This is a genomic window from Flavobacterium shii, from assembly GCF_025847235.1.
Taxonomy (GTDB): domain Bacteria; phylum Bacteroidota; class Bacteroidia; order Flavobacteriales; family Flavobacteriaceae; genus Flavobacterium; species Flavobacterium shii.
Genome location: NZ_JAOZEW010000005.1, coordinates 163,001 through 186,244 on the forward strand (window position 1 = coordinate 163,001; position 23,244 = coordinate 186,244).

General features: G+C 29.5%; 22 protein-coding genes. All 22 read left to right on the top strand.

Annotated features, from left to right (window positions below; genetic code table 11):
- The first annotated feature begins 17 nt into the window (after window positions 1-17).
- Window positions 18-794, top strand: coding sequence for a glucose-1-phosphate cytidylyltransferase (gene rfbF, locus OIU83_RS07125; protein ID WP_264205555.1), 777 nt, complete (start codon window positions 18-20; stop codon window positions 792-794).
- Window positions 779-1,879 (top strand): CDP-glucose 4,6-dehydratase, encoded by a 1,101-nt coding sequence (gene rfbG / locus OIU83_RS07130; protein WP_264205556.1) that lies wholly within the window; start codon window positions 779-781, stop codon window positions 1,877-1,879. Before rfbF ends, rfbG begins: the two co-directional genes overlap by 16 nt.
- An 11-nt stretch (window positions 1,880-1,890) precedes the next feature.
- A complete protein-coding gene (locus OIU83_RS07135; RefSeq protein WP_264205557.1) occupies window positions 1,891-2,928 on the top strand; it encodes an NAD-dependent epimerase/dehydratase family protein in 1,038 nt (345 codons plus the stop codon).
- 11 nt (window positions 2,929-2,939) lie between these two features.
- Window positions 2,940-4,775 (top strand): thiamine pyrophosphate-binding protein, encoded by a 1,836-nt coding sequence (locus tag OIU83_RS07140; RefSeq protein ID WP_264205558.1) that lies wholly within the window; start codon window positions 2,940-2,942, stop codon window positions 4,773-4,775.
- Window positions 4,776-4,787: 12 nt separating this feature from the next.
- A complete protein-coding gene (locus OIU83_RS07145) occupies window positions 4,788-5,663 on the top strand; it encodes an acetaldehyde dehydrogenase (acetylating) (protein ID WP_264205559.1) in 876 nt (291 codons plus the stop codon).
- 6 nt (window positions 5,664-5,669) lie between these two features.
- Window positions 5,670-6,680, top strand: coding sequence for a 4-hydroxy-2-oxovalerate aldolase (dmpG, locus tag OIU83_RS07150; protein ID WP_264205560.1), 1,011 nt, complete (start codon window positions 5,670-5,672; stop codon window positions 6,678-6,680).
- A complete protein-coding gene (locus OIU83_RS07155; protein ID WP_264205561.1) occupies window positions 6,680-7,738 on the top strand; it encodes an NAD-dependent epimerase/dehydratase family protein in 1,059 nt (352 codons plus the stop codon). The genes dmpG and OIU83_RS07155 overlap by 1 nt, the downstream gene beginning before the upstream one ends.
- Window positions 7,739-7,774: 36 nt before the next feature.
- Window positions 7,775-9,079, top strand: a complete 1,305-nt coding sequence (gene rfbH / locus OIU83_RS07160; RefSeq protein ID WP_264205562.1) for a lipopolysaccharide biosynthesis protein RfbH — start codon at window positions 7,775-7,777, stop codon at window positions 9,077-9,079.
- 134 nt (window positions 9,080-9,213) lie between these two features.
- Complete coding sequence (locus OIU83_RS07165) at window positions 9,214-10,449, top strand: polysaccharide biosynthesis protein (RefSeq protein WP_264205563.1); 1,236 nt, start codon at window positions 9,214-9,216, stop codon at window positions 10,447-10,449.
- Window positions 10,439-11,350 (top strand): glycosyltransferase family 2 protein, encoded by a 912-nt coding sequence (locus OIU83_RS07170; protein WP_264205564.1) that lies wholly within the window; start codon window positions 10,439-10,441, stop codon window positions 11,348-11,350. The genes OIU83_RS07165 and OIU83_RS07170 overlap by 11 nt, the downstream gene beginning before the upstream one ends.
- A 14-nt stretch (window positions 11,351-11,364) precedes the next feature.
- Window positions 11,365-12,474 carry a glycoside hydrolase family 99-like domain-containing protein gene (locus OIU83_RS07175; RefSeq protein WP_264205565.1) on the top strand — a complete coding sequence of 370 codons (1,110 nt, stop codon included), beginning with the start codon at window positions 11,365-11,367 and terminating at the stop codon, window positions 12,472-12,474.
- The gene (locus tag OIU83_RS07180) at window positions 12,471-13,196 is read left to right on the top strand and encodes an NAD-dependent epimerase/dehydratase family protein (protein WP_264205566.1); all 726 of its coding nucleotides are present in this window, start codon (window positions 12,471-12,473) and stop codon (window positions 13,194-13,196) included. Before OIU83_RS07175 ends, OIU83_RS07180 begins: the two co-directional genes overlap by 4 nt.
- Window positions 13,193-14,206, top strand: a complete 1,014-nt coding sequence (locus OIU83_RS07185; RefSeq protein WP_264205567.1) for a polysaccharide biosynthesis protein — start codon at window positions 13,193-13,195, stop codon at window positions 14,204-14,206. Before OIU83_RS07180 ends, OIU83_RS07185 begins: the two co-directional genes overlap by 4 nt.
- Before the next feature lie 106 nt (window positions 14,207-14,312).
- The gene (locus tag OIU83_RS07190) at window positions 14,313-15,320 is read left to right on the top strand and encodes a glycosyltransferase family protein (protein ID WP_264205568.1); all 1,008 of its coding nucleotides are present in this window, start codon (window positions 14,313-14,315) and stop codon (window positions 15,318-15,320) included.
- 106 nt (window positions 15,321-15,426) lie between these two features.
- Window positions 15,427-16,530 carry an EpsG family protein gene (locus OIU83_RS07195; protein ID WP_264205569.1) on the top strand — a complete coding sequence of 368 codons (1,104 nt, stop codon included), beginning with the start codon at window positions 15,427-15,429 and terminating at the stop codon, window positions 16,528-16,530.
- A gap of 55 nt (window positions 16,531-16,585) precedes the next feature.
- Window positions 16,586-17,707: a glycosyltransferase family 4 protein gene (locus tag OIU83_RS07200; protein ID WP_264205570.1), complete on the top strand. Its 1,122-nt coding sequence runs from the start codon at window positions 16,586-16,588 to the stop codon at window positions 17,705-17,707.
- Window positions 17,704-18,483 (top strand): glycosyltransferase family 2 protein, encoded by a 780-nt coding sequence (locus OIU83_RS07205; protein ID WP_264205571.1) that lies wholly within the window; start codon window positions 17,704-17,706, stop codon window positions 18,481-18,483. The genes OIU83_RS07200 and OIU83_RS07205 overlap by 4 nt, the downstream gene beginning before the upstream one ends.
- 98 nt (window positions 18,484-18,581) lie before the next feature.
- On the top strand, window positions 18,582-19,682 hold the full coding sequence (locus OIU83_RS07210) for a glycosyltransferase family 4 protein (RefSeq protein ID WP_264205572.1): 1,101 nt from the start codon (window positions 18,582-18,584) through the stop codon (window positions 19,680-19,682).
- Complete coding sequence (locus OIU83_RS07215; protein ID WP_264205573.1) at window positions 19,679-20,572, top strand: NAD-dependent epimerase/dehydratase family protein; 894 nt, start codon at window positions 19,679-19,681, stop codon at window positions 20,570-20,572. The genes OIU83_RS07210 and OIU83_RS07215 overlap by 4 nt, the downstream gene beginning before the upstream one ends.
- A 42-nt stretch (window positions 20,573-20,614) precedes the next feature.
- Window positions 20,615-21,580 carry an MraY family glycosyltransferase gene (locus tag OIU83_RS07220; RefSeq protein ID WP_264205574.1) on the top strand — a complete coding sequence of 322 codons (966 nt, stop codon included), beginning with the start codon at window positions 20,615-20,617 and terminating at the stop codon, window positions 21,578-21,580.
- 81 nt (window positions 21,581-21,661) lie between these two features.
- On the top strand, window positions 21,662-22,087 hold the full coding sequence (locus OIU83_RS07225; RefSeq protein WP_264205575.1) for a WxcM-like domain-containing protein: 426 nt from the start codon (window positions 21,662-21,664) through the stop codon (window positions 22,085-22,087).
- Window positions 22,080-23,219 (top strand): DegT/DnrJ/EryC1/StrS family aminotransferase, encoded by a 1,140-nt coding sequence (locus OIU83_RS07230; RefSeq protein ID WP_264205576.1) that lies wholly within the window; start codon window positions 22,080-22,082, stop codon window positions 23,217-23,219. Before OIU83_RS07225 ends, OIU83_RS07230 begins: the two co-directional genes overlap by 8 nt.
- Window positions 23,220-23,244 lie beyond the last annotated feature (25 nt).

Here is a 23,244-nt window from a genome sequence, read left to right on the forward strand (position 1 = left end):
ATAAAACGTATAGTATAATGAAAGTAGTAATTTTTGCAGGTGGTTTTGGTACGCGCCTTATGGAAGAAACAGAGGCTAGACCCAAACCAATGGTAGAGATTGGAGGGAAACCTATTCTTTGGCATATTCTTAAAATGTATGAACAACATGGATATAATGAATTTGTAATCTGTTTGGGGTATAAAGCAACTTTTATTAAAGAATACTTTTATAATTATTATTTGCATAATTCCGATGTAACTATCGAATTAGCGAATAACAATATTAATGTTCACTACTCAGAAACAGAATCTTTCAAAGTAACATTAATCGATACGGGATTGAATACGAACACTGCTGGGAGATTAAAGCGCATTCAGAAATATGTTAAAGATGAAACTTTTATGTTGACCTATGGGGATGGAGTTGCAGATGTAGATTTATCAGCATTACTTACTTTTCATAAATCACATGGTAGATTGGCGACTTTAACTAGTGTACAAGTTCCTGGGCGTTTTGGAAATTTAGAAATTAATTCAGAAGGCGAAGTTGATAGTTTTGTAGAGAAGCCTGCTGGTGATGGTATGTGGATAAATGGTGGTTTTTTTGTTTTAGAGCCAGGAATTTTTAAATATCTTGAAGGAGATGTTGATGATATCCAATGGGAGAAAGAGCCTTTAGGTACTGTTGCAAAAGACCAACAATTAGCAGCTTACAGGCATAATGGATTTTGGAAATGTATGGATGCTTTGCGAGATAGAGTTGAATTGGAAGCCATGTGGAATTCAGGAAATGCAAAATGGAAAACATGGTAGATTCATTGTTTCAAAAATTAGAGCAGACTTATAGTGGAAAAAAAGTTTTTTTAACAGGTCATACTGGTTTTAAAGGATCTTGGATGCTAAAAACATTATCTCTCCTAGGAGCAGATATTAAAGGGTATGCATTAGAACCAAACTCAAAAGATGATTTGTTTCATTTAATAAACGGAAACTCGATTTGTGATTCAGTAATAGCTGATTTAAGAGATAAAAAACGTTTAGAGAAAGAAATCCTCGATTTTCAACCTGATTTTGTTTTTCATTTAGCTGCGCAACCATTAGTTCGATTATCATATGACATTCCAGCGGAGACATTTGAAGTAAATGTTATTGGTACTGCAAATGTTCTTGATGGTGTTCGTTTATTAAAAAATAAATGTGACGTAGTTCTTATCACTACAGACAAAGTGTATCATAATAATGAATGGATTTATCCTTATCGAGAAAACGATAGATTAGGTGGTTATGATCCATACAGTGCAAGTAAAGCTTGTGCAGAATTGTTAATAGACTCCTATCGAAATTCTTTTTTTAATATTAAAACCTATAGTACTCATAAAAAAGCAATTGCTGTTGCAAGGGCAGGGAATGTTATTGGTGGAGGAGATTGGTCGAAAGATCGCTTAATTCCTGATATAGCAAAAGCATTTGCAATTGAAAAACCTGTAGTTATACGAAATCCAAATTCAGTAAGACCTTGGCAACATGTTTTAGAACCAGTTGTTGGTTATTTGTTGTTAGGTCTTAATCTTGAAAAGAGTCCATTGCAATTTAACCAAGCCTATAATTTTGGTCCTCATTTATCTGATGCTCTCCCAGTAGAAGATATGATTAAATTAGCTATCGAAAGTTGGGGTATGGGAGAATATAAGGTTGAGAATGATGAAAATCAACCTCATGAAGCTGGACTTTTAAAATTAGATATTAGTAAAGCGAATATGGAGCTAAAATGGCAACCAAAGATGGATGCTGTAAAGGCAGTAAATATGACTATGGATTGGTATAAAACTTTTTTTGATGAATCAGAAATAATTTCAGATTTTACTTCCAGACAAATTGATGAATTTTTCAGACTATAATATATTATTATATGTTAGATTATTTTAATGATGATTTAAATTTAATATTAGAAAACACCAAAGAGGTGTGGAGCGATATTAAAAATAAGACAATATTTCTTACCGGAGGTACTGGTTTTTTTGGGGTATGGCTATTAATGAGTTTTGTATTTGTAAATAGAAAATTAGATTTAAATTCGAACATTATTATTTTAACTCGTAATAAAAATAAATTTCTGAGTAAGCACAAGTGGATATTAGAATATCCTGAAATAAGTTTTTTAGAAGGTGATATTAATGATTTCGAATTTATAGATATAAATGTCGATTATATAATTCATGCAGCAACAGAGGCAAGTGTTAAGTTAAATAGCGAAGAGCCATTAGTAATGTTTGAAACAGTAGTAAATGGAACTAAGAGAGTTTTAGATTTTGCAAAACTTAAAAAAGTTAAATCCTTTTTGTTGACTAGTAGTGGTGCTGTATATGGGAAGCAACCTTCAGAGATTGAAAATATTTCTGAAGATTATTTAGGAGCTCCTATTACTTCAGATCCGGGATCTATGTATGCCGAAGGAAAAAGAATTGCTGAAGTTTTGTGTGCTGCTCATCATAAAATGTATGATTTGCCAGTTAAAATTGCACGATGTTATGCTTTTATGGGGCCTTTTTTAATGTTAGATTCTCATTTTGCTGCGGGTAATTTTATTAGGAACCTATTAAATAACGAGGATATAATAATACAAGGTGATGGTACTCCTTATCGATCATATATGTATTCTGCTGATTTGGCAGTATGGTTATGGACGATATTGTTTAAAGGGCAAAATAATAGTCCATATAATGTTGGTTCAAACCACTCTATTAGTATTGCCCAACTCGCAAATTTAATTTCGAAAGAAAGCGGTAATAAAAAGATAAATGTAATTATTAAGAATCCTTTATCAACTAAACAGTTTTTAAGATATGTGCCAAATGTTGATAAAGCATTTAATGATTTAAATCTAAAAATATACACTGATATAAATACTAGTATAAAAAAAACAATTCATTTTAATAGAATATTTTAAATAAGATAATAATGAATGAAATTATAAAGGTAAGTGATTTAATCGCAGACTTCTTAATAGAGAATGAAATAAAACATGTTTTTGGAATTATCGGAGCAGGAAATGCTCATATTTTTGATTCAATTCAGCAAAAAGGATATACTGAAATAATTTGTGTTCATCATGAGCAAGCAGCATGTATGGCTATGCAAACTTATTATAGGACAAACGGGAAAGTCACGGCAGCAATTCTGACTACAGGTGCTGGGTCTACAAATGGTATAACAGGGGTGGTGAGTGCTTGGGCAGATTCTATACCAGGAATTATAATATCCGGCAATGAGCATTCAAAATTTGTTGAACTGCATAAAGATGTTAGAATGTGGGGTGTACAAGGTTACGATTCTCCTGCAATGGTTGAAAAGGTAACAAAATATGCTGCAAAAGTTTCTGAAGCAAATTTAGTGGTTTATGAGTTAGAGAAGGCATATTCAATTGCAAAGCATGGTCGTCCTGGTCCTTGTTGGATTGATATACCTATGAACTTACAATCGACAAATATTAAAGAGAATGAAATAATTCATTTTCAATTATCTGATCTCCCTCAATTAAATTTAGATGCGGATTTAAATTTGTTAGAGAGTATTGATTTGATTACAGACTCCATAAAAAAATCTAAACGGCCTTTATTTTGGTTTGGTAATGGTATTAGATTGGCAAATGCCGAATCATTATTAGAACCATTGTTAGAAAAATATAATATACCAGCCTTAGTAACTTGGGCGGGTATAGATTCAATAGATTCAAATCATCCATTAGTATATGGAAGAGCTGGTACTTATGGACAAAGAAGTGCCAATTTTATTCTTCAAAATTGTGATTTATTAATTTGTATCGGAACTAGAATGGCAATTTCGCAGATTGGCTACGATATTAATGAGCTAGCAAGAGAAGCAGATATCGCTGTTGTAGATATTGATAAATTTGAATTAGACAAATATAAAGAACGATACAAATATTCTGTAAATGCAGATGCGGGTGTTTTTATTAGTAAATTACTTGAAAAGGAATTAAATCAATCGTTAGATTTTTCAAATTGGATTCAAAGATGTGATAAATATAGAGAAGATTATCCTTGGTTCAATTCAGAAGATCATCCGGATAAAGATGGATTTATTAATTCCTATCAATTTATGGAAAGATTAAATCCTTATCTAAAATGGGATCAGCACATTACAACAGATATGGGTACAGCACTTTTAAGTGGGCATCAAGTACTAAGAATAGGAAAAGATCAAAGATTAATGACTTCGACTGGATTAGGAGAAATGGGTTATGGTTTGCCAGCAGCAATTGGAGCATCGGTTGCTAGAGGAAAAGGGGAGGTTTTGTGTTTAAATTGTGATGGTGGAATGATGATGAATTTGCAGGAATTACAAACTATTGTTCATTATAAATTACCCATAAAACTATTTATTTTTAATAATGATGGTTATTTAATGATAAAACATACACAAAATGCTCTGTTTAATGGAAGAAGAGCTGGAGTAGATAGTAATTCAGGAGTAAGTTGCCCTAACTTTAGTGCACTCGCAACAGCTTTTGGAATACCTTCATTTCAAATTAGAACATGGGAAGATTTTGATGTTATTATTCCTCAAGTACAGGAAGTTTCAGGTCCTGTAATTTGTGAAGTATTTATGCATCCTTATCAATTATTTGTTCCAAAATTAGGTTTAGCCATTCAAAGTGATGGTAGTTTAATATCTCCTCCTTTAGAAGATTTATCTCCATTTATTTCTAGAGAAGAATTGAAAAAAAACATGTTAAATGGTTTGCATCCTAAATCATCTAATATTGAAGTTTAAAAAATAGAAAAAATGAAAAAGTTAAGAGTAGCAATATTAGGGAGTGGAAATATAGGTACTGACTTATTAATAAAAATACAGCGTTCTGAATTTTTAGAGTGTGTTTTATTTATTGGAAGAAATTTGTCATCACCAGGAATGGCGAAGGCTATTGCTATGGGAGTAAAGGTTTCAGATGAAAGTATAAATGCAATAGTAAAAAATTCAGATTTAGTTGATTTAGTTTTCGATGCTACATCAGCAAAAGATGCAAAAAATCATTGGGATATCTTAGATAAATTAGGTAAAATTGTTGTAGATATGACTCCAGCTAAACTGGGAATATTTTGCATTCCGGCTGTAAATTTAGAAGAAGTTATAGAACATAGAAATATAAATATGATTACTTGCGGGGGTCAGGCATCAATTCCTATTGCATATGTAATAGGCAAGACTCAGAAGAATGTAGAATATATTGAAGTAGTTTCTAGTATTGCTTCAAGAAGTGCAGGGCCGGCAACTAGATTAAATTTAGATGAATATGTAGACACTACTGAAAACGGTATAAAACATTTTTCTAATGTTCCAAGAACAAAAGCAATTTTAAATTTAAATCCAGCTGATCCATGTATCGATATGCAAACAACTATATTTGCTCAGGTAGAGAATCCAGATATGGGTTATTTGGAAAAAGAGATTGACATAATGATTAAAAAAATACAGAATTATGTACCTGGATATAGCTTATTAGTTCCTCCCGTTTTTGAAAATGGAAGAATAGTAATTATGGTTAAAGCGCAAGGATTGGGAGATTATTTGCCTAAATATGCGGGTAATTTAGATATTATCAATTGTGCGGCAATTGCCGTTGCTGAACAATATTCTAAAAATTTTAATAATATCAAATAAATTTTCATGATTAAGCAAATATTAATTAGCGATCCTACATTACGAGATGGAAATCATGCTTGCGCACATCAACTTAATGCTGAACAAATTGCAATTTATGCTGAAGCTGCTGATAAGGCTGGAGTTCCTATCGTAGAGGTTGGGCATGGTAATGGACTGGGGGCATCTTCATTGCAAGTAGGGTTGAGTAAAGAAGATGATAAAACTATTTTAGAGACTGCTAGGAAACATCTTAATAAAAGTAAATTAGGAATACATGTTATCCCAGGATTTGCTACCATAAAACGTGATTTGGTTAATGCTATAGATATTGGAGTTGATGTTATTAGGGTAGCCTCTCATTGTACTGAAGCAGATATTACACAACGTCATTTAGGTTATGTAAGAGAAAGAGGTAAGGAAGCATATGGAGTTTTAATGATGAGTCATATGGCTTCAGCTTCTGTTTTGGTTGAAGAAGCTCAGAAAATGGAGTTATACGGAGCAGAGGGAATCATAATTATGGATTCTGCAGGTGCTTATTTACCTTCAGATGTTCAAGAAAAAATTTCAGCTTTAGTTAATGGATTAAAAGTTCCAGTAGGCTTCCATGCTCATAATAATCTTGGAATGGCTATTGCAAATTCTATTATGGCTATTGAATCAGGTGCAAAAATTCTCGATGGAACCGCGAGAGGATTTGGAGCTGGAGCAGGTAATGCTCAATTAGAAGTTTTAGTTGCTGTTTTAGAAAAAATGGGCTATGTAACAGGCATAGATCTCTATAAAATTCTAGACGCCTCTGATATCGCAGAGAAAGAAATCATGAGCATTGTTCCAACTATTAAATCAGATAGCATTGTTAGTGGTTTATCTGGGGTTTTTTCAGGTTTTGCAAAACATGTAACAAGAATTTCAAATGAATATGAAGTAGATCCAAGAGATGTCTATCGTGAGTTAGGTAAAAGGAAAATTGTTGGCGGTCAGGAAGATATGATTATTGAAGTAGTGATGGATTTAATTAGAAATCGAAAATAATGAGTTTAGCTAAAAATAAAATTGTATTTGAGGATTGTAGAGCTTCATGTGTAGAAATTGAAAGTTTTTCAATTTTAGATAATCAATCAATCCTTATAACTGGTGGGACAGGCTTTATTGGTAAATGGCTAGCTGAAATGATATCTTTTATAAATTCTGTTAGCGATGTAAATATTAAATTATATTTGTTAGGTAGAGATATTACCAAATTTAAAGAAGAAGTTCCTCATTTAGCAGAAAAAAACTTTATAAACTTTATAGAGCAAGATATTAGGTATGTACATGATTTACCTAGTGATATAAATTATATTATACATGCAGCAGGTTCTCCAGATAATAGAGAGCATGTTTCTGATCCGTTAAAAACAATTGAAACATTCTATAAAGGAACTCAATCCTTATTAGACGTAGCGTCAAGAATTCAGAATCTAAAAAAAATAATACATTTAAGTTCACACCAAGTTTACGGTAGAAACGAAACTGAGGAACTAATTAGCGAAAATTATTTTGGGTCTTTTGAAGCACTTAATGTTGCTAATTGTTATGCAGAATCCAAGAGAATAGCGGAAACTTTGTGTTCCTATTATAAAAATAATTTAAGATTACCTATAGTCATTTTAAGACCGTTTGCTTTTATAGGACCATATCAAGATATAGAAAAGCCTTGGGCAATTAATAGCTTTATTAGGGATGCAATTTTGGGTGGGCCAATTAGAATTTTAGGTAATGGCTTAACAGAAAGGAGTTATTTATATGCAAGTGATATGGCATATTCTATCTTGAGATCATTAATTGTTGGTAAAGTTGGTGAGATTTATAATTTAGGAAGTAATAAACCAATATCTTTAAATGAATTAGCATTCAAAATACAAGGTCAGTCAACTGTTAAAATGGAAATTTTATCCAAATCCTCAAAAGAGAATTATTTAAGCATTTCTAAACTGGTTCCAGATACTGATAAAATCACTAAAGATTTAAATGTTAGAGAAATATTTACAATTGATGAAGCCATTAATAGAACCATTTTGTGGAATCAATTAAATAAAAAAGTTAAATAATAAAATTAAATAAGTAAGATTTAATCAGTCAGTGATATGTTACAAAATATAAAAGAAGACTCTTTATTAAATAGTTTAAGAGAAATAGCAAAAAAGAAATCTACACAAGTTATTATTGCTGGAGAGAATTACATACCTGTTACAGGAAAGGTGTTGGATGAAGAAGATATTTTAATGGGAGTAGATGCTGCTCTTGATGGCTGGTTAACAGCAGGACGTTTTGCTAATAAATTCGAAGCAGACTTCGCTGCATATTTTGGAGCACATAGATCTCTTTTAGTAAATTCAGGTTCTTCTGCAAATTTGGTTGCATTTTATGCTTTAACATCGCCAAAATTAGGGGCTAGAGCTATAAAACCAGGTGATGAAGTTATTACTGTAGCTGCGGGTTTCCCTACCACAATAAATCCAATTATACAATTTGGTGCGATTCCGGTTTTTATAGATGTTGATGTCGCTACACACAATGTTAAAGCAGATATGATTGAAGCTGCTGTAAGTCCCAAAACAAAAGCAATTATGATTGCTCATTCACTAGGAAATCCTTTTGACTTGGACGAAGTAATGCGTGTAGCTAAAAAATATAATCTATGGGTAGTAGAAGATGATTGCGATTCTTTAGGAGCTACTTACAATGGGAAGAAAACAGGTACTTTTGGGGATATTTCTACTTTCTCATTTTATCCGGCACATCATATTACTATGGGAGAAGGTGGAGCAGTTTTAATAAATAATCCAATTTTATCAAAATTAGCAGAAAGTTTCCGAGATTGGGGACGTGATTGTTATTGTGAACCGGGAAAAGATGATACTTGCGGTTGCCGTTTTGGTCAACAGTTAGGAACATTACCTTATGGGTATGATCATAAATACACTTACTCTCATATTGGTTTTAATTTGAAAGTGACTGACATGCAAGCAGCTTTTGGAGTGTCTCAGATCAAAAAAATTGACCAATTTGTACAACGTCGTAAAGAAAATTATGCTGCATTATATGAGCGTATGAAAGAGTTTGAAGAAGTTTTTATCCTTCCAGAACCTACCCCAAATTCAGAGCCATCTTGGTTTGGTTTTTTATTGACACTTAGAGAAGGAGATGCAAATGACCGTCATATGTTAGTACAACATTTAGAAAAAAATAAAATAGGTACGCGCTTATTATTTGGTGGAAATCTATTGAGACAGCCTGCATATGCTAATATAGAGCATCGAGTTGTTGGAGATTTGAAAAATACGGATACTATAATGAACCAATCTTTTTGGTTAGGTGTTTGGCCAGGATTAAATGAATCTCATTATGATTACATTGCTAAAGTAATCCGTGAATACTTAAATTCATAATGCTTAAATTCATAAAAAAGAGCTCCCACAAAATTGGAATCGATGGAGCAATAGCATACACCGTTTTATCAAGAATTATTCAAGCGGGAGGCGGAGTAATAACACTATTGTTTGTTGCAAAATGTTTATCTAAGGTGGAACAAGGATACTATTATACTTTTGGTAGTATTTTGGCTATACAGATTTTTTTTGAATTAGGGTTGTCAAATATTATTACACAATTTGTTGCACATGAGACAGCGAATCTAACTTGGAATAACAAAGTTAGTTTTTCTGGATCAAAAGAATCAAGTTCAAGATTGTCATCTTTACTAAGATTTACTATACGATGGTTTGGCGTAATTGCTTTTCTATTATTTTTTGGATTGCTAATTGCTGGATACTGTTTTTTTAATAAATATGGTGAAAATGATATTATAGTTGAATGGCAAATTCCTTGGTTGATTCTTTCTATTACAACATCATTGTCTTTAATGCTGTCTCCTATTTTAGCTTTTTTAGAGGGATTAGGAAGAGTTAAAGAAGTGGCTAAAATTAGATTAATTCAACAGATTGTTCAGTTATCATTTGTATTGATTTTCTTTTTACTTGGGTTCAAGTTATTTTCAAGTCCTCTAGCAGCAATATTATCGTTCGGGATTGTGCCTTTATGGATATTGTTAGGAAATAAAAAAAAGCTATTGATTTTTATATGGAATAAAATTGATGTTTATAAAGTAAATTATAAATTAGAAATTTTTCCCTTTCAATGGAAGATAGCTTTAAGTTGGATTAGTGGTTATTTTATTTTTCAACTATTTAATCCCGTTCTTTTTGCAACTGAAGGCCCAATTGTTGCGGGGCAAATGGGTATGACATTAGCTATATTAAATGCTATTCTAATGTTTACATTAAGTTGGGTTACAACAAAAGTTCCTGTTTTTTCAGGGCTAATTGCAAAGAAACAATATAAAGAGTTGGATAGTTTGTTCAATAAAACTTTAATACAATCAGCTGTTCTTAATGCTGTGGTACTTAGCTCCTTTTTTATATTAATATACTTTTTGCGTTATTTTGATATAAAAATTGGAAATAAAAATCTAGGAGATCGTTTTTTACCATTTACTTCAATGATGTTTATGATTATCCCTGTATTTTTAAATCATATAATAGCTTCATGGGCAACTTATCTCCGGTGTCATAAAAAAGAACCAATGTTGTTGCAAAGTGTTGCTATGGGAATACTTTGTTGTGTTTCTACTATTTTATTAGGAAATAATTTTGGTGTATTTGGTATGACATTAGGTTACATGATCTTGACTATTATTGGTTTTGTCTGGACATATTTTATATTTAAAAATAAGAAACAAGAATGGCATAATGAAGAATAAATTATTATCTATTTGTATTCCAACTTACAATAGAGCCGAAGTTTTAGATGATACATTAAATAAATTATTTTCGAATCCTGATTTTAATGGGGATTTAATTGAAGTATTAGTTTCAGATAATTGTTCCACAGATAATACAGCCGAAGTTGTAGCTAAATATCCTTTAGTGCAATATTATAGGAATGAAGAAAATGTAAAAGATATAAATTTTACTATAGCTTTAGGTTATGCAACCGGTCACTATATTAGATTGTTTAATGATACACTCTCTTTTAAACCTAAGGCTTTGGGAAAGATGCTGGGAATTCTAAAAAAACACTTGGAAGATAAGAAAAATGTTTTTTTTTATGCAAACATACAATTTCTTAATATTAACTGCTACAAAGAATTTAATGGTATAGAATCTTATTTTAAAGAGGTTAGTTATTTTAGTACGTGGATTGCTAATTTTGGAGCTTGGAGGGAAGATTTTAAAAATATTGAAAATAAAGAGAAATATGCCGATTTACAATTCACTCAAGTGGATTGGAGTTATCAAATAGTAAAAAATAAAAGAGATACAATTATATATTTTGATGATTTATTTGATGTTTTATTTCCCAATAAAAAAGGAGGATATCATTTAATAAAAACGTTTGTTAATAATTATCTTGTAATAGTGAAAGGCGAAAAATTATCCTTAATCAGTTATGAAATAGAAAAGTATTTTTTATGTAGATATTTTATTTTTCCGTGGTTAACAGAAGTCTTAATAATAAGAAAATCTGAATATAGTTTTGAAACTAAAAATGTGTTTGGAATTATTTTTAGAAAATATTGGTATGAACCATATTTTTATGCATTGTTGTGTGTTTTTATAATAAGGAAAATTATATTTAAAATAGAAGGATATAGTTTATAATTAATAAAGTAATATTGAAAACAAAAATAAGTACAAAAGCAAGAGTATTAGCATTTTATTTGCCACAATTTCATCCAATACCTGAAAATGATAAGTGGTGGGGTAAAGGATTTACAGAGTGGACAAACGTAGGAAAAGCAAAAAAACTTTTTAAAGAACACTATCAACCAAGAGTACCTGCCGATTTAGGATATTATGATTTGCGTGTTTCTGAAGCCCGCAAGGCACAGGCAGATATGGCAAAAGAATACGGAATAGAAGGTTTTTGTTATTGGCATTATTGGTTTGGTAATGGAAAAAGATTAATAGAGAGGCCTTTTAATGAAGTTTTAGCGTCTGGGGAGCCTGATTTTCCGTTTTGTTTAGCTTGGGCTAATGAAACATGGAAAGGGTTTGCGCATGGTTTAACAAATAGAAATGTTTTAATTGAACAATTGTACCCAGGTGAGGATGACTATGTAGCTCATTTTAATGAAGTTCTACCTGCTCTTAAAGATAAAAGATATATAACAGTAGAAGGTAAACCATTATTTTATATTTATCAGCCATTTAAATTACCTAATGCAAAATTGTTTATGGAATTATGGAAAAAATTGGCAAAAGAGAATGGACTTGAAGGTATATATTTTGTTGCTAATCACGATGAGCCTGTTAGTTATCAATCTGTAATAGATTTAGGTTTTGATGCTGTACATTTAAATAGAATGTTCGCTTTTGGTAAAAAAAAGAAATCCTTTCTAACTAAGCTTTATTTTTATTTGAGGAGAAAAATTCTAAACACTTCCAATGTATTTAATTATAAATCTGTGTATAATTCTTTTATAGGTGAAGAAGATGCAAAAGAGAATGTCTTTCCTACTATAATCCCAGGTTGGGATCACACCCCGAGAAGTGGAATTAAAGGCTTAGTTTACCATAATTCAACACCGGATTTATTTGGTAAACACATTAAAGAAGCTCTTGAAATCACGAAAAGTAAAGATGATGAAAAAAATATAATTTTTTTAAAATCCTGGAATGAGTGGGCCGAAGGGAATTATATGGAGCCTGATTTACGGTGGGGAAAAAAATATTTAGAGGAATTAAAAAAACATATAATGATATGTCATATTAATATATTATGAAAATTCTAATATTTGGAGCAACTGGTTTTATTGGGGAAAATTTAGCTTTGTTTTTTTCTACTGATAATAAAGTAGATGTTGCTAAAATCAGTGATGATAATGCAATTTTAATTAATAAGATTGAAAAGGCAGATGTGATCATAAATGCCTCGGGTGTTTCAAGATCTGATTCTGAAAATGATTTTTTCTTTTATAATATTTATCATTCACAACGAATTTTTTCTCTGATAAATAAGTTTGAGGATAAAATGTACATTTATTTTTCTTCAATTCATTATTCTGTAGATAGTATATATGGGTTCAGTAAAAGATATAACGAATTCCTATTGACTGAATTAGATTTTAAAGAAAAAAATAACTTCTTGTGTTTAAGAATACCAAGCATTTTTGGCCCAGGGGTCAAACCTAATTATGTTTCAGTAGTAGCAACTTTCTGTAATAATATTGTTAATAAAATAGATAGTAATATTATTAATGGTAGTAAAATGCTTAAATTACTGTTTATTGATGATTTAATTCATTGTGTTAATAGTAGAATAAGAAATAAGAAAAATAATGGTTTCGAATTAATTGAACTTTTTCCAGAAACTGTAGAAATATCAGTTAACGATTTATTCCAAACCATAAAAAATATAGGATTTAACGGAGTAGATATTAATAATAAAGATAAATTTTTATATAATTTATTCGTCACATATAACTTTTATTTAAATAAATTATGAATACAGATTTTTTAAAAGATAAAACAATTACGATTACAGGTGGAACAGGTTCGTTTGGGGCTACCTTGCTGGATTTTTTAAGTAATAGTGATATTAAAAAAATAAAGATAGTTTCAAGAGATGAAACAAAACAAGATATTTTAAGAAAAAAGTTCCCGAGTGATAAAGTAGAGTTTTTTATTGGGGATATTAAAGATCGGGATTCACTTTTTGGTTCATTTGAAAATTCAGATTATGTCTTTCATGCTGCTGCTTTAAAGTATGTACCATCATGTGAGTTTTTTCCTTTTGAAGCAGTAAAAACAAACATTATAGGATCTAATAATGTATTAGAGGTCGCCAGATTAGTAGATGTGAAAAAGGTTGTAATGTTAAGTACAGATAAAGCAGTACAACCCATAAATGCAATGGGTATGTCAAAGGCAATGATGGAAAAACTTACTTTTACATATGGTTTGAATCATAAAAGCACAGTTAAAACAATATACAATGTTACTCGATATGGTAATGTTATGGGGTCAAGAGGATCAGTTATTCCACTATTTATCAAATTGCTTTTAAATGACGAGGAATTAACTGTAACTGATATGAATATGACAAGATTCATGATGTCTTTACAAGAATCAGTTAATTTAGTTCTTTACGCTTTAGAAAATGGTACTCAGGGGGAGTTATTTGTTCAAAAAGCTCCTAGTGCCACTATTGAATGTTTGATTGGCGCACTGGAATTACTGTTTAATAAAAAAGCTAAAATAAAAAAAATAGGTTTCAGGCATAGTGAGAAACTTCATGAAACTTTATTATCTTCAGAAGAGTCAACAAGATCATCAAGTCATGATAACTATTTTAGAGTAAAACCAGATTTGAGAGATTTAAATTATTCAAATAATAGCGCTATAGAAAATTCATCTTCATTACCATTTGATTCCAGTAATACAAAAATTCTAAACGTTGAAGAACTTGCTCAGTTACTACTAAAACAAGATTTTATCAAAAAATATTTAAAATAACATGCAATTTTTGTTAGTATAGATGTATAAAATCAATATCAGAAATCTTGGAGAGCTTAAAATACCTCATCGTATTGATGTTGATAATGTACTATAATTTTTAATTATGAAGAAAATATTTATTATAGGGTCCAATAGTCAATTTGGAATGGAAAGGAGCTATAAATCGGCATTAGAAAAATTTGATTTTGAAGTTGAAATACTTGATTTTAACAACCTTTGTAATTCATATATACCAATAAAATTTTTAAAAAGATTGGGCTTATATATTGATATAATACCATCAATAACAAGAGGAAATCATTTTGTTTCAAAAAAAATATTTGCAGAAAGACCTCATGCTATTATTGTTTTTACCAACGTTAGGATTTTTCCTGGAGCAATAGAGTATTTTAAAATTTTTTGTAATAATGTTTCTTTTTATTGGCCTGATTCGATTGTTAACATGTCAAATTCTGTCTTTTCTAATTTAAAGTACTATCACAATATTTATACTCATTCTGAGAAAAATGTTGAAATTTTTGCCAGTAATGGTATAATTTCTAAATGGCTACCTTTTGCAGGTGATATTTTATTGTCTGAAAGTTATAATCCAGACGAAAAACGCCAAACCTCTTTTGATTTTTCATTTGTTGGGGCGTATAGACCAGAACGATTCGAAGCCATTAATGAATTAATGAAAAGTTTTGAAAATAGTAGATTTTTAATAGTGGGACTTGGTTGGAAAAAACTAAAATTCTGCAATGAGAATAATCTTGAGATTGTCAATAAGATGGTTGATTTAAATACGTTTTTGGAACATACTACAAAAAGTAAGATTGCATTAAATGCAATAGATCATATGAATTATCCATCTTCAAATTTAAGATTTTTTGAAATTGCTCTTTCTTCAGTGCCTCAACTGTCAACATTTGTACCTGAATTTAAAGATAAATTTATTGATAAGGAGCATGTATTTTATTATAGAAATTTAACTGAATTAGTAGAAGCTGCTAAATTTATACTTGAGAATTATGATGAAGCATTACTGAGTGCAGCTAAATTTAGAAAATTAATTGACTTAGAGAATAATTATTATACACGATCTCAATTTTTAGTAAATGATTTTGTTTAGTATTTACAATAATCAAGATATACAAATGATATGTTTTATAAAAAATATTTACAGCTTAAATAAATTGTTTCTCTAAAACCTATAACAATCTCTTTAATAATTCGTTTTGGCTATTTATATATTTATATTCATTTTATTTTTCCTTTTTTCTTATCTCGAAATACGTACAAGCATAGAAGCTTCTCAAAAAAACGTTTTATATATTATTTTATATAGTTTTTTAGTTTTGTTGGTTGGTTTTCGTTGGGAAACGGGTACTGATTGGAATCAATATTTAAAAAACTTTACTAATTCAACCTCAATAGATACTATTATAGTAAATATTTTATTAGGTTTTGAAATTGGGTATGGTTTATTTACTTTTTTTATTCGTTCATTGACTGATAATTACACTGTTTTTTTAGTCATTCATGCTATATTATATTATTTTCTGATTTTCAGAGCTAATAAACAATTAAGCCCATTTCCCTTTGTGTCGTTATTAGTATTCTACGTCTCAACAATGGGAATTTTAGGCTCCAATCGACAATTAATAGCTTTAGCTATATGCTTATTTTCTTTAAAATTTGTTTTAGAAAAAAAAGCATTTAAGTTTTTTTTATGTGTTTTAATAGCTTTTCTTTTTCATACCTCAGCACTTCTCTTCATAGTATATTATTTTTTAAATAGACATTTCTCAAAAGTTTTTATAATTCTCGTTCTATTGGGAGCCATAATAATTGGGAAATCTAGTTTGCCAGGGATGTTATTTTCAAATATTGCAAGCTTATTAGGGGGGGCATCTGCAAGTAAAGTAGATATATACAGTGAGAATGTAGTTTCAGAAACAAGTTTAAGTCTTGTGGGATTGATAAGACGAATTTTGTTTTTTATATTGTTTTTTGTAAATTATAAAATTCTGTCAATAAAATTTCTACCCTATAAATTATTATTTAACGGTTTCTTTTTAGGGTTAGTTATTTATTTTTTATTTTCAAGTTCTTTCATTGCTTTGGCCGGAAGAGGAAGCTTTTATTTTAATGTAATGGAATGTTTTTTACTTTCAAGTCAATTACTTTTATTCAAGTCAAAAAGAGATAGAGCATATCTTCTATTAATTTTCTTTGTCTATTCATATTTAATCTTTTTTCAGTCTATTTCAGAATATCCAGAATTATTTATTCCATACAAAGGAGTATTTATCAATACAGATTATTTTAGAGAATATTAAAATAATAGATTTGTCTCATATAATTTAATATCTATAAAAAACAATAAATTGTTTTATGCTCACAAATAGAAAGTTAATCATATTTTCATATGATTTTCCTCCTTCAAATGGAGGTATAGCTAGACTCTGTCAAGAAATAGCCGTTGGTATGAGATTATATTACACATCGGTTACAGTTTTAACAAGGAAAAAAACAGGTCCGAATATACCATACAATTTAAATGCTGTTCAGGTTGTGGAACTGCCAACTAAAAGAATAGTATGCGAACTTGCGGCAATATCATATTTATCGAAATTAAAAGATAAAAATCAATACGATATACTTTGTGGCAATTGGCATCCTGAATCTTTTCTATCTTTCATTTCTGGTTTTAAAAATGTATTTGCATTAGGGCATGGTACAGAGTTTTTAAGTGGGGATTCTTCTTTTAGAAAGTTTATATGGTTACCATATTATGGTAAATTAACATTAAATAAATTAAAATTAATTATTGCTAATAGTAATTATACTGAAAAATTAATCCGACAAATATCAGATTCAGGAAATGCTGTGGCACTTCCTTTGGCAGTTAATCATTATTTTTTTATGCCTTTAGATAAAGTTTCTTTAAAAGTTGATAAATTGAGATTGTGTACGGTCTCTAGAATAGAACACTTTAAAGGACATGATTTTATAGCAAATGTAATAGCAAAATTGCCTAAAGAATTTAGAAATAAAATGGAATGGAATATTGCCGGTACAGGTCCGTATTTGGTTGATTTAATTAGACTTATAAAAGAATTAGGGCTTGAAAATGAAGTGAAATTTCATGGTTTTGTAAAAGACGAAGATTTGCCAGCATTTTATAGTAATAATGATTTATTTATTTTGTGTTCAAGAGAAAATTCTAAAAATACAAGCGTAGAGGGGTTTGGCTTGGTTTTTTTAGAGGCACAATCGTGTGGGTTACCCGTAATAGGAACTAATACAGGGGGTATATCTGACGCAATTGATAATAATAATGGCGGCTGGTTGATAAAACAAGATGATGAATTTGAATTAAAAAATTTACTAGTAAATTTTTTACATGATAGATCCGTTCTTACCAATATGGGATTAAAAGCAAGAGAAAGAATAGTGAAATATTGTACATGGGAAATTTATTGTGCGAAACTGTCTGAACTACTTAATTTATGATTTCAGTAATAATACCAACCTATAATTCTGCAAATACGGCATTAATTGCTATTAAATCAGTTATTTATCAAACTTATCAAAATTGGAATATTATAATTATAGATGATGGATCTGAAGATAATACTTTTGTTGTTATAAATGATTTTTTAAAAACATTACCCCACAATATATCAGATAAAATCAAATTAGTTCAACAATCTAACCAAGGACCGTCATCAGCTAGAAATTTGGGACTTACGTTTTCGGAAGGAGAGTATATTGCTTTTTTAGATTCGGATGATGAATGGAGTAAAGATAAGTTGGAAGTTCAGATGAAATATATGGAAAATGACAAGTCTTTATATTTATGTTCAACTGCTTTTGGAAAAAAAAGAATTAAACATAACTTAGAATGTCAATATATTTCTTTTAATAAATTATTGTTTAGTAATTATTTTTCTACACCGTCTGTATTGTTAAGAGCTAAAGTTCTTGATAATTATAATTTTGATATTAGTCAAAAATTTGCTGAGGACTACAGATTATGGTTACTAATTGCGTACAACCATAAATGTCTTTATGTTAATCGGGTTTTAGTAAATAATCAGTCAAATAAAAGAGATTATGGAGAGTCTGGATTATCATCTAATCTATGGGAAATGGAAAAAGGAGAGTTATCTAATTTTATTTTTTTATATAAAAATTCAATGATAAATATTGTAACCTTTCTTGCTTGTAGTTTTTTTTCAATTTTTAAATTTAATATTAGATTAATTAAATCTAAATTACTTTTTTAACAAGATTATTAAGAAAATAATTTTTAGATTTTGATATTATAAAGTGTTTTTTGATTGTCAATTTAAATGACTTATTAAAAAAAAATAATTAGAATTTTATGAGGGTATTAGTTGTTATTACAAGGGGAGATACAATTGGTGGAGCTCAAACACACGTAGCTTCTATAAGTAAAAAATTAATAGAAGATGGTCACGAAGTTAAGGTAGTTTTTGGTGGAGAAATTGGTCCTTTTGCAGAATTATTAAAATTTAATAATATATCTTATTTGAATGTTTTGTCTTTTTTGAATAAATTTTCAGCAAAAAATGATTTAAAGGCATATAGAGAGATTAAGGAGATTATTACTAATTTTCAGCCTGAGTTAATTTCTCTGCATTCTACTAAAGCAGGAGTTTTAGGAAGGATTATAGCAAAAAGAGTTGGTTTACCTGTTGTTTTAACAGTTCATGGATGGTCTTTTAGTAATGGAATACCCTTCTATAAACGAGCAGTATCTGCTGTTATCGAGAGAAGTCTTTCGTTTATGGTTGATAAATATATTCTGGTTTCTTTTTATGATTCAAATATTGCAAAAAAAATCAAATTTAAAGTATCTAAATTAGTTGTTGTTCACAATGGTGTTGAAGATTTTTTTGTTAAGTCTAATGAAGAAAAAAAACAAGATTCTACACTTTCGATTGTAATGGTTGCAAGATTCGATAATCAGAAAAATCAAAAATTATTAATTGATGTTTGTAAAGATATTTCAGGAATAGAAATAAGTTTTATAGGTGATGGTCCGCTTTTAGAAGATATAAAATTATATTCCAATAATTTGAATACTTTATGTCAAATTAATTTTTTAGGATTACGTCTAGATGTGAAAAAATTAATAAAAGACTTTGATGTTTTTGCTTTAATTTCAAATTGGGAAGGCTTTCCAATTTCCACAATCGAAGCGATGTGTATTGGAATGCCAATTATTGTATCCGATGTTGGAGGAGCTGCAGAATGTGTTGAAGAAAATGTAAATGGTTATATTGTAAGAAATGATGACAAAGAATATTTACGAAATGCTATAATTGAATTAAGAGATAATAAATCTTTATTGCAAACATATGGAATAAATTCAAGAGAAATATTTTTAAAAAAATTTACTGATCAAGTAATGTATGATAAAACAAAATTAATTTTTAAGTCTGTATTAAATAATAAATGAAAATATTATTGACCGGTTCAAGTGGCTTCTTGGGAAAAATTCTTAAAAATAATTTCGTAAACGATGAGGTTTTAGAATTGAATAGAAAGAATGGCAATTTCCAGTATGCATTAGAAAAAGAAATTCCTTGTTTTAATCATTTTTTTGACTTAATAATTCACTGTGCAGGGAAAGCACATAGTGTTCCAAAAACTGAAATTGATAAACAAGAATTCTATAATGTTAATGTAATTGGAACAGTAAATTTATTAAAAGGTTTGGAGAATTCAGGTTTACCGAATCGATTTGTTTTTATTAGCTCGGTTAGTGTTTATGGATTATCCTCAGGGAATAATATTAATGAAGATTATCCGCTTTTGGCTAAAGATCCTTATGGTTCAAGCAAAATTGAAGCAGAAGAGTTAGTACAAAAATGGTGTAATGATAATAAAGTAATTTGTACTATTCTGAGATTACCTTTATTAGTTGGTAAAAAGCCTCCTGGAAATTTAGGTTCGATGGTTAAAGCAATCAATAAAGGGTACTATTTTAATATCGGAGGTGGTGCTGCTAGAAAAAGTATGGTTTTAGCTAAAGATGTTGCCTCTTTCATCTCAATAGTTGCACCTCTGGGAGGGATCTATAATCTTACAGATGGGGTTCATCCTAGTTTTAATACATTAAGTTTGGCAATTTCTAAAAATCAAAAAGAACAATTCAATTTACCGCTTCCCATTGCTAAATTGATTGGGAAAATTGGGGATTTTTTAGGGAATAAAACTCCCGTCAATACGCAAAAAATAAAAAAAATAACTTTAGATTTAACATTTGACGATTCTAAGGCTAGAACATTATTGAATTGGAAACCTCAATCAGTTTTGGACTATCTTGAAAATGAAAGCTTAGATTAATTATATATTAGAAAAAACAATAAAAAGCTTTATAAATAAATAATGCAATACACAATATTAGGAATCATCTTGATGATTATAATGTTACTTTATTTTAAAGTAGCTAATCAATTTAATATTATAGACAAGCCCAATGAAAGAAGTTCACATACTGAAATTACTTTAAGAGGTGGTGGGATTATTTTTTGGTTCTCTGCCTTATTGTATTTTATTCAACATATTCAAGATAACTATTTTTTTTTTACGGGAATTACTTTAGTTAGCTTAGTTAGTTTTTGGGATGATATTCAAAGTTTATCAAATAAAATAAGAATCTCGGTTCATTTTCTAGCAATTACATTAATTTTTTATAACCTAAACGTTTTTAATTTGATGCCATTATATGGAGTCGTTATTACATATATTCTATCCATAGGATTAATTAATGCTTATAACTTCATGGATGGGATAAATGGTATAACTGGTTTGTATACTTTGGTCGTAATGGGTTCGTTGTTATATGTAAACACAAGGATTCAATTATTTATCGATGCAACTTTTATAAAATATGCGATGATTGCTAGTTTAGTTTTCTTATTTTTTAATTATAGAAAAAGAGCAAAATGCTTTGCAGGAGATATTGGTAGTATTGCTATCGCTTTTTGGGTAATTTATTTGATTTTGAAACTTATTCTAGTGACAAGTTCTGTAATTTGGCTTTTGTTTATGGCAGTTTATGGCGTTGATGCAATATTTACCATTATACATCGACTGTATTTAAAGCAAAATATTTTTCAAGCACATCGTTTGCACTTTTATCAAATTTTAAGTAACGAATACAAAATTCAGCACAGATTGGTTGCTTTATATTATGCAATTGCTCAGATAGTGGTTTCTATTTTAGTTATATTTCTATACCAAAAAGTTCAAGATACATTATTATTTATAATGATTATTGTGCCATTACTTTTAATTTATACTTTGAAGTTTTATTTGATTAACAAAAGTAATTTAAAATTAAATACATGAAATCGACATGATTTAAAAAAATCAGAAAACAATAAAGAATGACGATTACATATTCAAATAAAAAACAAATATTATCTTCGTATGAATCCAAAAATAATTCAAGGAGGGAGCTTTTCAGACCATCGTGGAACTATTTCATATGTAAATGACTTTAGTTTTGCAGCTATTGAAAGGTTTTATGTTATTAGTAATTCCGATGAAAATCCTATACGTGCTTGGCAAGGGCATAAATTAGATACTAAAAATTTTTATTGTTTAAGTGGATCTTTTAAAATTCATTTTGTTAAAATAGATGATTGGGAAAATCCTTCGAAAGACTTAACTATTGAAACTATAATTGTTTCTGATAACGATAGTAAAATAGTTCATATACCTTCAGGTTATGCGAATGCTATAGAATCTTTAGAAACAGATTCAAAACTAATTTCGTTTTCTACTTTGCCATTATCAAACGTTAGTGATGACGACGTTCGATTTGCGGCAGATTATTGGAAAATTAATGGATAAAAAAAGGATTTATTTATCTCTTTCTCAACAAAGTGGTTTTGAACAGGCTTATGTTGAGAAAGCTTTAGAAACAAATTGGATAACTTCTGGTGGGCCAAATGTTGATCAATTTGAAAAGGAATTAGAGGACTATCTTAAAGATGAATCTTTTATCACCGCTTTAAATTCAGGAACATCAGCGATTCATCTGGCTTTAATTTTATTAGGGGTTAATACTGGAGATGAAGTTATTTGTCAAAGTATGACTTTTTCAGCTTCAGCTAACCCAATTTTATATCAAGGCGGAATCCCTGTTTTTGTTGATAGTGAATTGGAAACATGGAATATCTGTCCGGAAAATCTTGAAATTGCGATCAAAGACAGAATTAAAAAAGGCAAAAAACCTAAAGCAATAATTACAGTCCATTTGTACGGTAGTCCTTATAAGATTGATGAAATACATGCGGTTGCAGATAGATATGAAATTCCAATTATTGAAGATAGTGCCGAAGCTCTTGGAAGTTCTTATAAAGAGAAAAAATGTGGTACTTTTGGCGCATTTGGAATTCTTTCATTCAATGGAAATAAGATAATCACTACTTCTAGTGGAGGCGCATTGATTTCGAATTCTTTTGCTATCAAAGAAAAAGCGATTTTTTATGCGAATCAGTCTAAAGATTATGCCGCTCATTATCAGCATAGTGAAATTGGATACAATTATAGAATGAGTAATATTTGTGCAGGAATAGGGCTAGGTCAATTTGAAATTTTAAATAAAAATGTAATTACAAGAAGAGAAAATCATTCTTTTTACAAAAAGGTGTTTCAAGAAATAGAAGATGTAAAGCTTTTTGAAGTTATTAGTGATGATTATTATTCAAATTACTGGCTAAATACTATTTTAATAGAACCTGATAAAGAAAAAGGTATAAACACAGAAAGTTTAAGAATAGCTTTTGAAAATCAAAATATTGAAACGCGTCCGTTATGGAAACCGATGCACATGCAGCCAATTTTTGAAAAATATCCTTATTATGGAAATAAAATTGCTGAAAATTTATTTGAAAAAGGATTATGTTTGCCATCAGGTTCAAATCTAACAATTGAAGATAAAAATAGAATTAAAGAGGTAATAGAAGCCTTTTTTGATTAAATAAAAAATAAAGAAGAATTATATT

What these genes read in the sequence shown, in the direction of transcription:
- OIU83_RS07135 (WP_264205557.1), top strand. Translation starts at nt 1,891, where the DNA reads ATGTTAGATTATTTTAATGATGATTTAAATTTAATATTAGAAAACACC.
- OIU83_RS07190 (WP_264205568.1), top strand. Translation starts at nt 14,313, where the DNA reads ATGAAGAAAATATTTATTATAGGGTCCAATAGTCAATTTGGAATGGAA.
- rfbG (WP_264205556.1), top strand. Translation starts at nt 779, where the DNA reads ATGGAAAACATGGTAGATTCATTGTTTCAAAAATTAGAGCAGACTTAT.
- rfbH (WP_264205562.1), top strand. Translation starts at nt 7,775, where the DNA reads ATGTTACAAAATATAAAAGAAGACTCTTTATTAAATAGTTTAAGAGAA.
- OIU83_RS07155 (WP_264205561.1), top strand. Translation starts at nt 6,680, where the DNA reads ATGAGTTTAGCTAAAAATAAAATTGTATTTGAGGATTGTAGAGCTTCA.
- rfbF (WP_264205555.1), top strand. Translation starts at nt 18, where the DNA reads ATGAAAGTAGTAATTTTTGCAGGTGGTTTTGGTACGCGCCTTATGGAA.
- OIU83_RS07215 (WP_264205573.1), top strand. Translation starts at nt 19,679, where the DNA reads ATGAAAATATTATTGACCGGTTCAAGTGGCTTCTTGGGAAAAATTCTT.
- OIU83_RS07210 (WP_264205572.1), top strand. Translation starts at nt 18,582, where the DNA reads ATGAGGGTATTAGTTGTTATTACAAGGGGAGATACAATTGGTGGAGCT.
- OIU83_RS07230 (WP_264205576.1), top strand. Translation starts at nt 22,080, where the DNA reads ATGGATAAAAAAAGGATTTATTTATCTCTTTCTCAACAAAGTGGTTTT.
- OIU83_RS07225 (WP_264205575.1), top strand. Translation starts at nt 21,662, where the DNA reads ATGAATCCAAAAATAATTCAAGGAGGGAGCTTTTCAGACCATCGTGGA.
- dmpG (WP_264205560.1), top strand. Translation starts at nt 5,670, where the DNA reads ATGATTAAGCAAATATTAATTAGCGATCCTACATTACGAGATGGAAAT.
- OIU83_RS07200 (WP_264205570.1), top strand. Translation starts at nt 16,586, where the DNA reads ATGCTCACAAATAGAAAGTTAATCATATTTTCATATGATTTTCCTCCT.
- OIU83_RS07220 (WP_264205574.1), top strand. Translation starts at nt 20,615, where the DNA reads ATGCAATACACAATATTAGGAATCATCTTGATGATTATAATGTTACTT.
- OIU83_RS07185 (WP_264205567.1), top strand. Translation starts at nt 13,193, where the DNA reads ATGAATACAGATTTTTTAAAAGATAAAACAATTACGATTACAGGTGGA.
- OIU83_RS07140 (WP_264205558.1), top strand. Translation starts at nt 2,940, where the DNA reads ATGAATGAAATTATAAAGGTAAGTGATTTAATCGCAGACTTCTTAATA.
- OIU83_RS07145 (WP_264205559.1), top strand. Translation starts at nt 4,788, where the DNA reads ATGAAAAAGTTAAGAGTAGCAATATTAGGGAGTGGAAATATAGGTACT.
- OIU83_RS07170 (WP_264205564.1), top strand. Translation starts at nt 10,439, where the DNA reads ATGAAGAATAAATTATTATCTATTTGTATTCCAACTTACAATAGAGCC.
- OIU83_RS07180 (WP_264205566.1), top strand. Translation starts at nt 12,471, where the DNA reads ATGAAAATTCTAATATTTGGAGCAACTGGTTTTATTGGGGAAAATTTA.
- OIU83_RS07205 (WP_264205571.1), top strand. Translation starts at nt 17,704, where the DNA reads ATGATTTCAGTAATAATACCAACCTATAATTCTGCAAATACGGCATTA.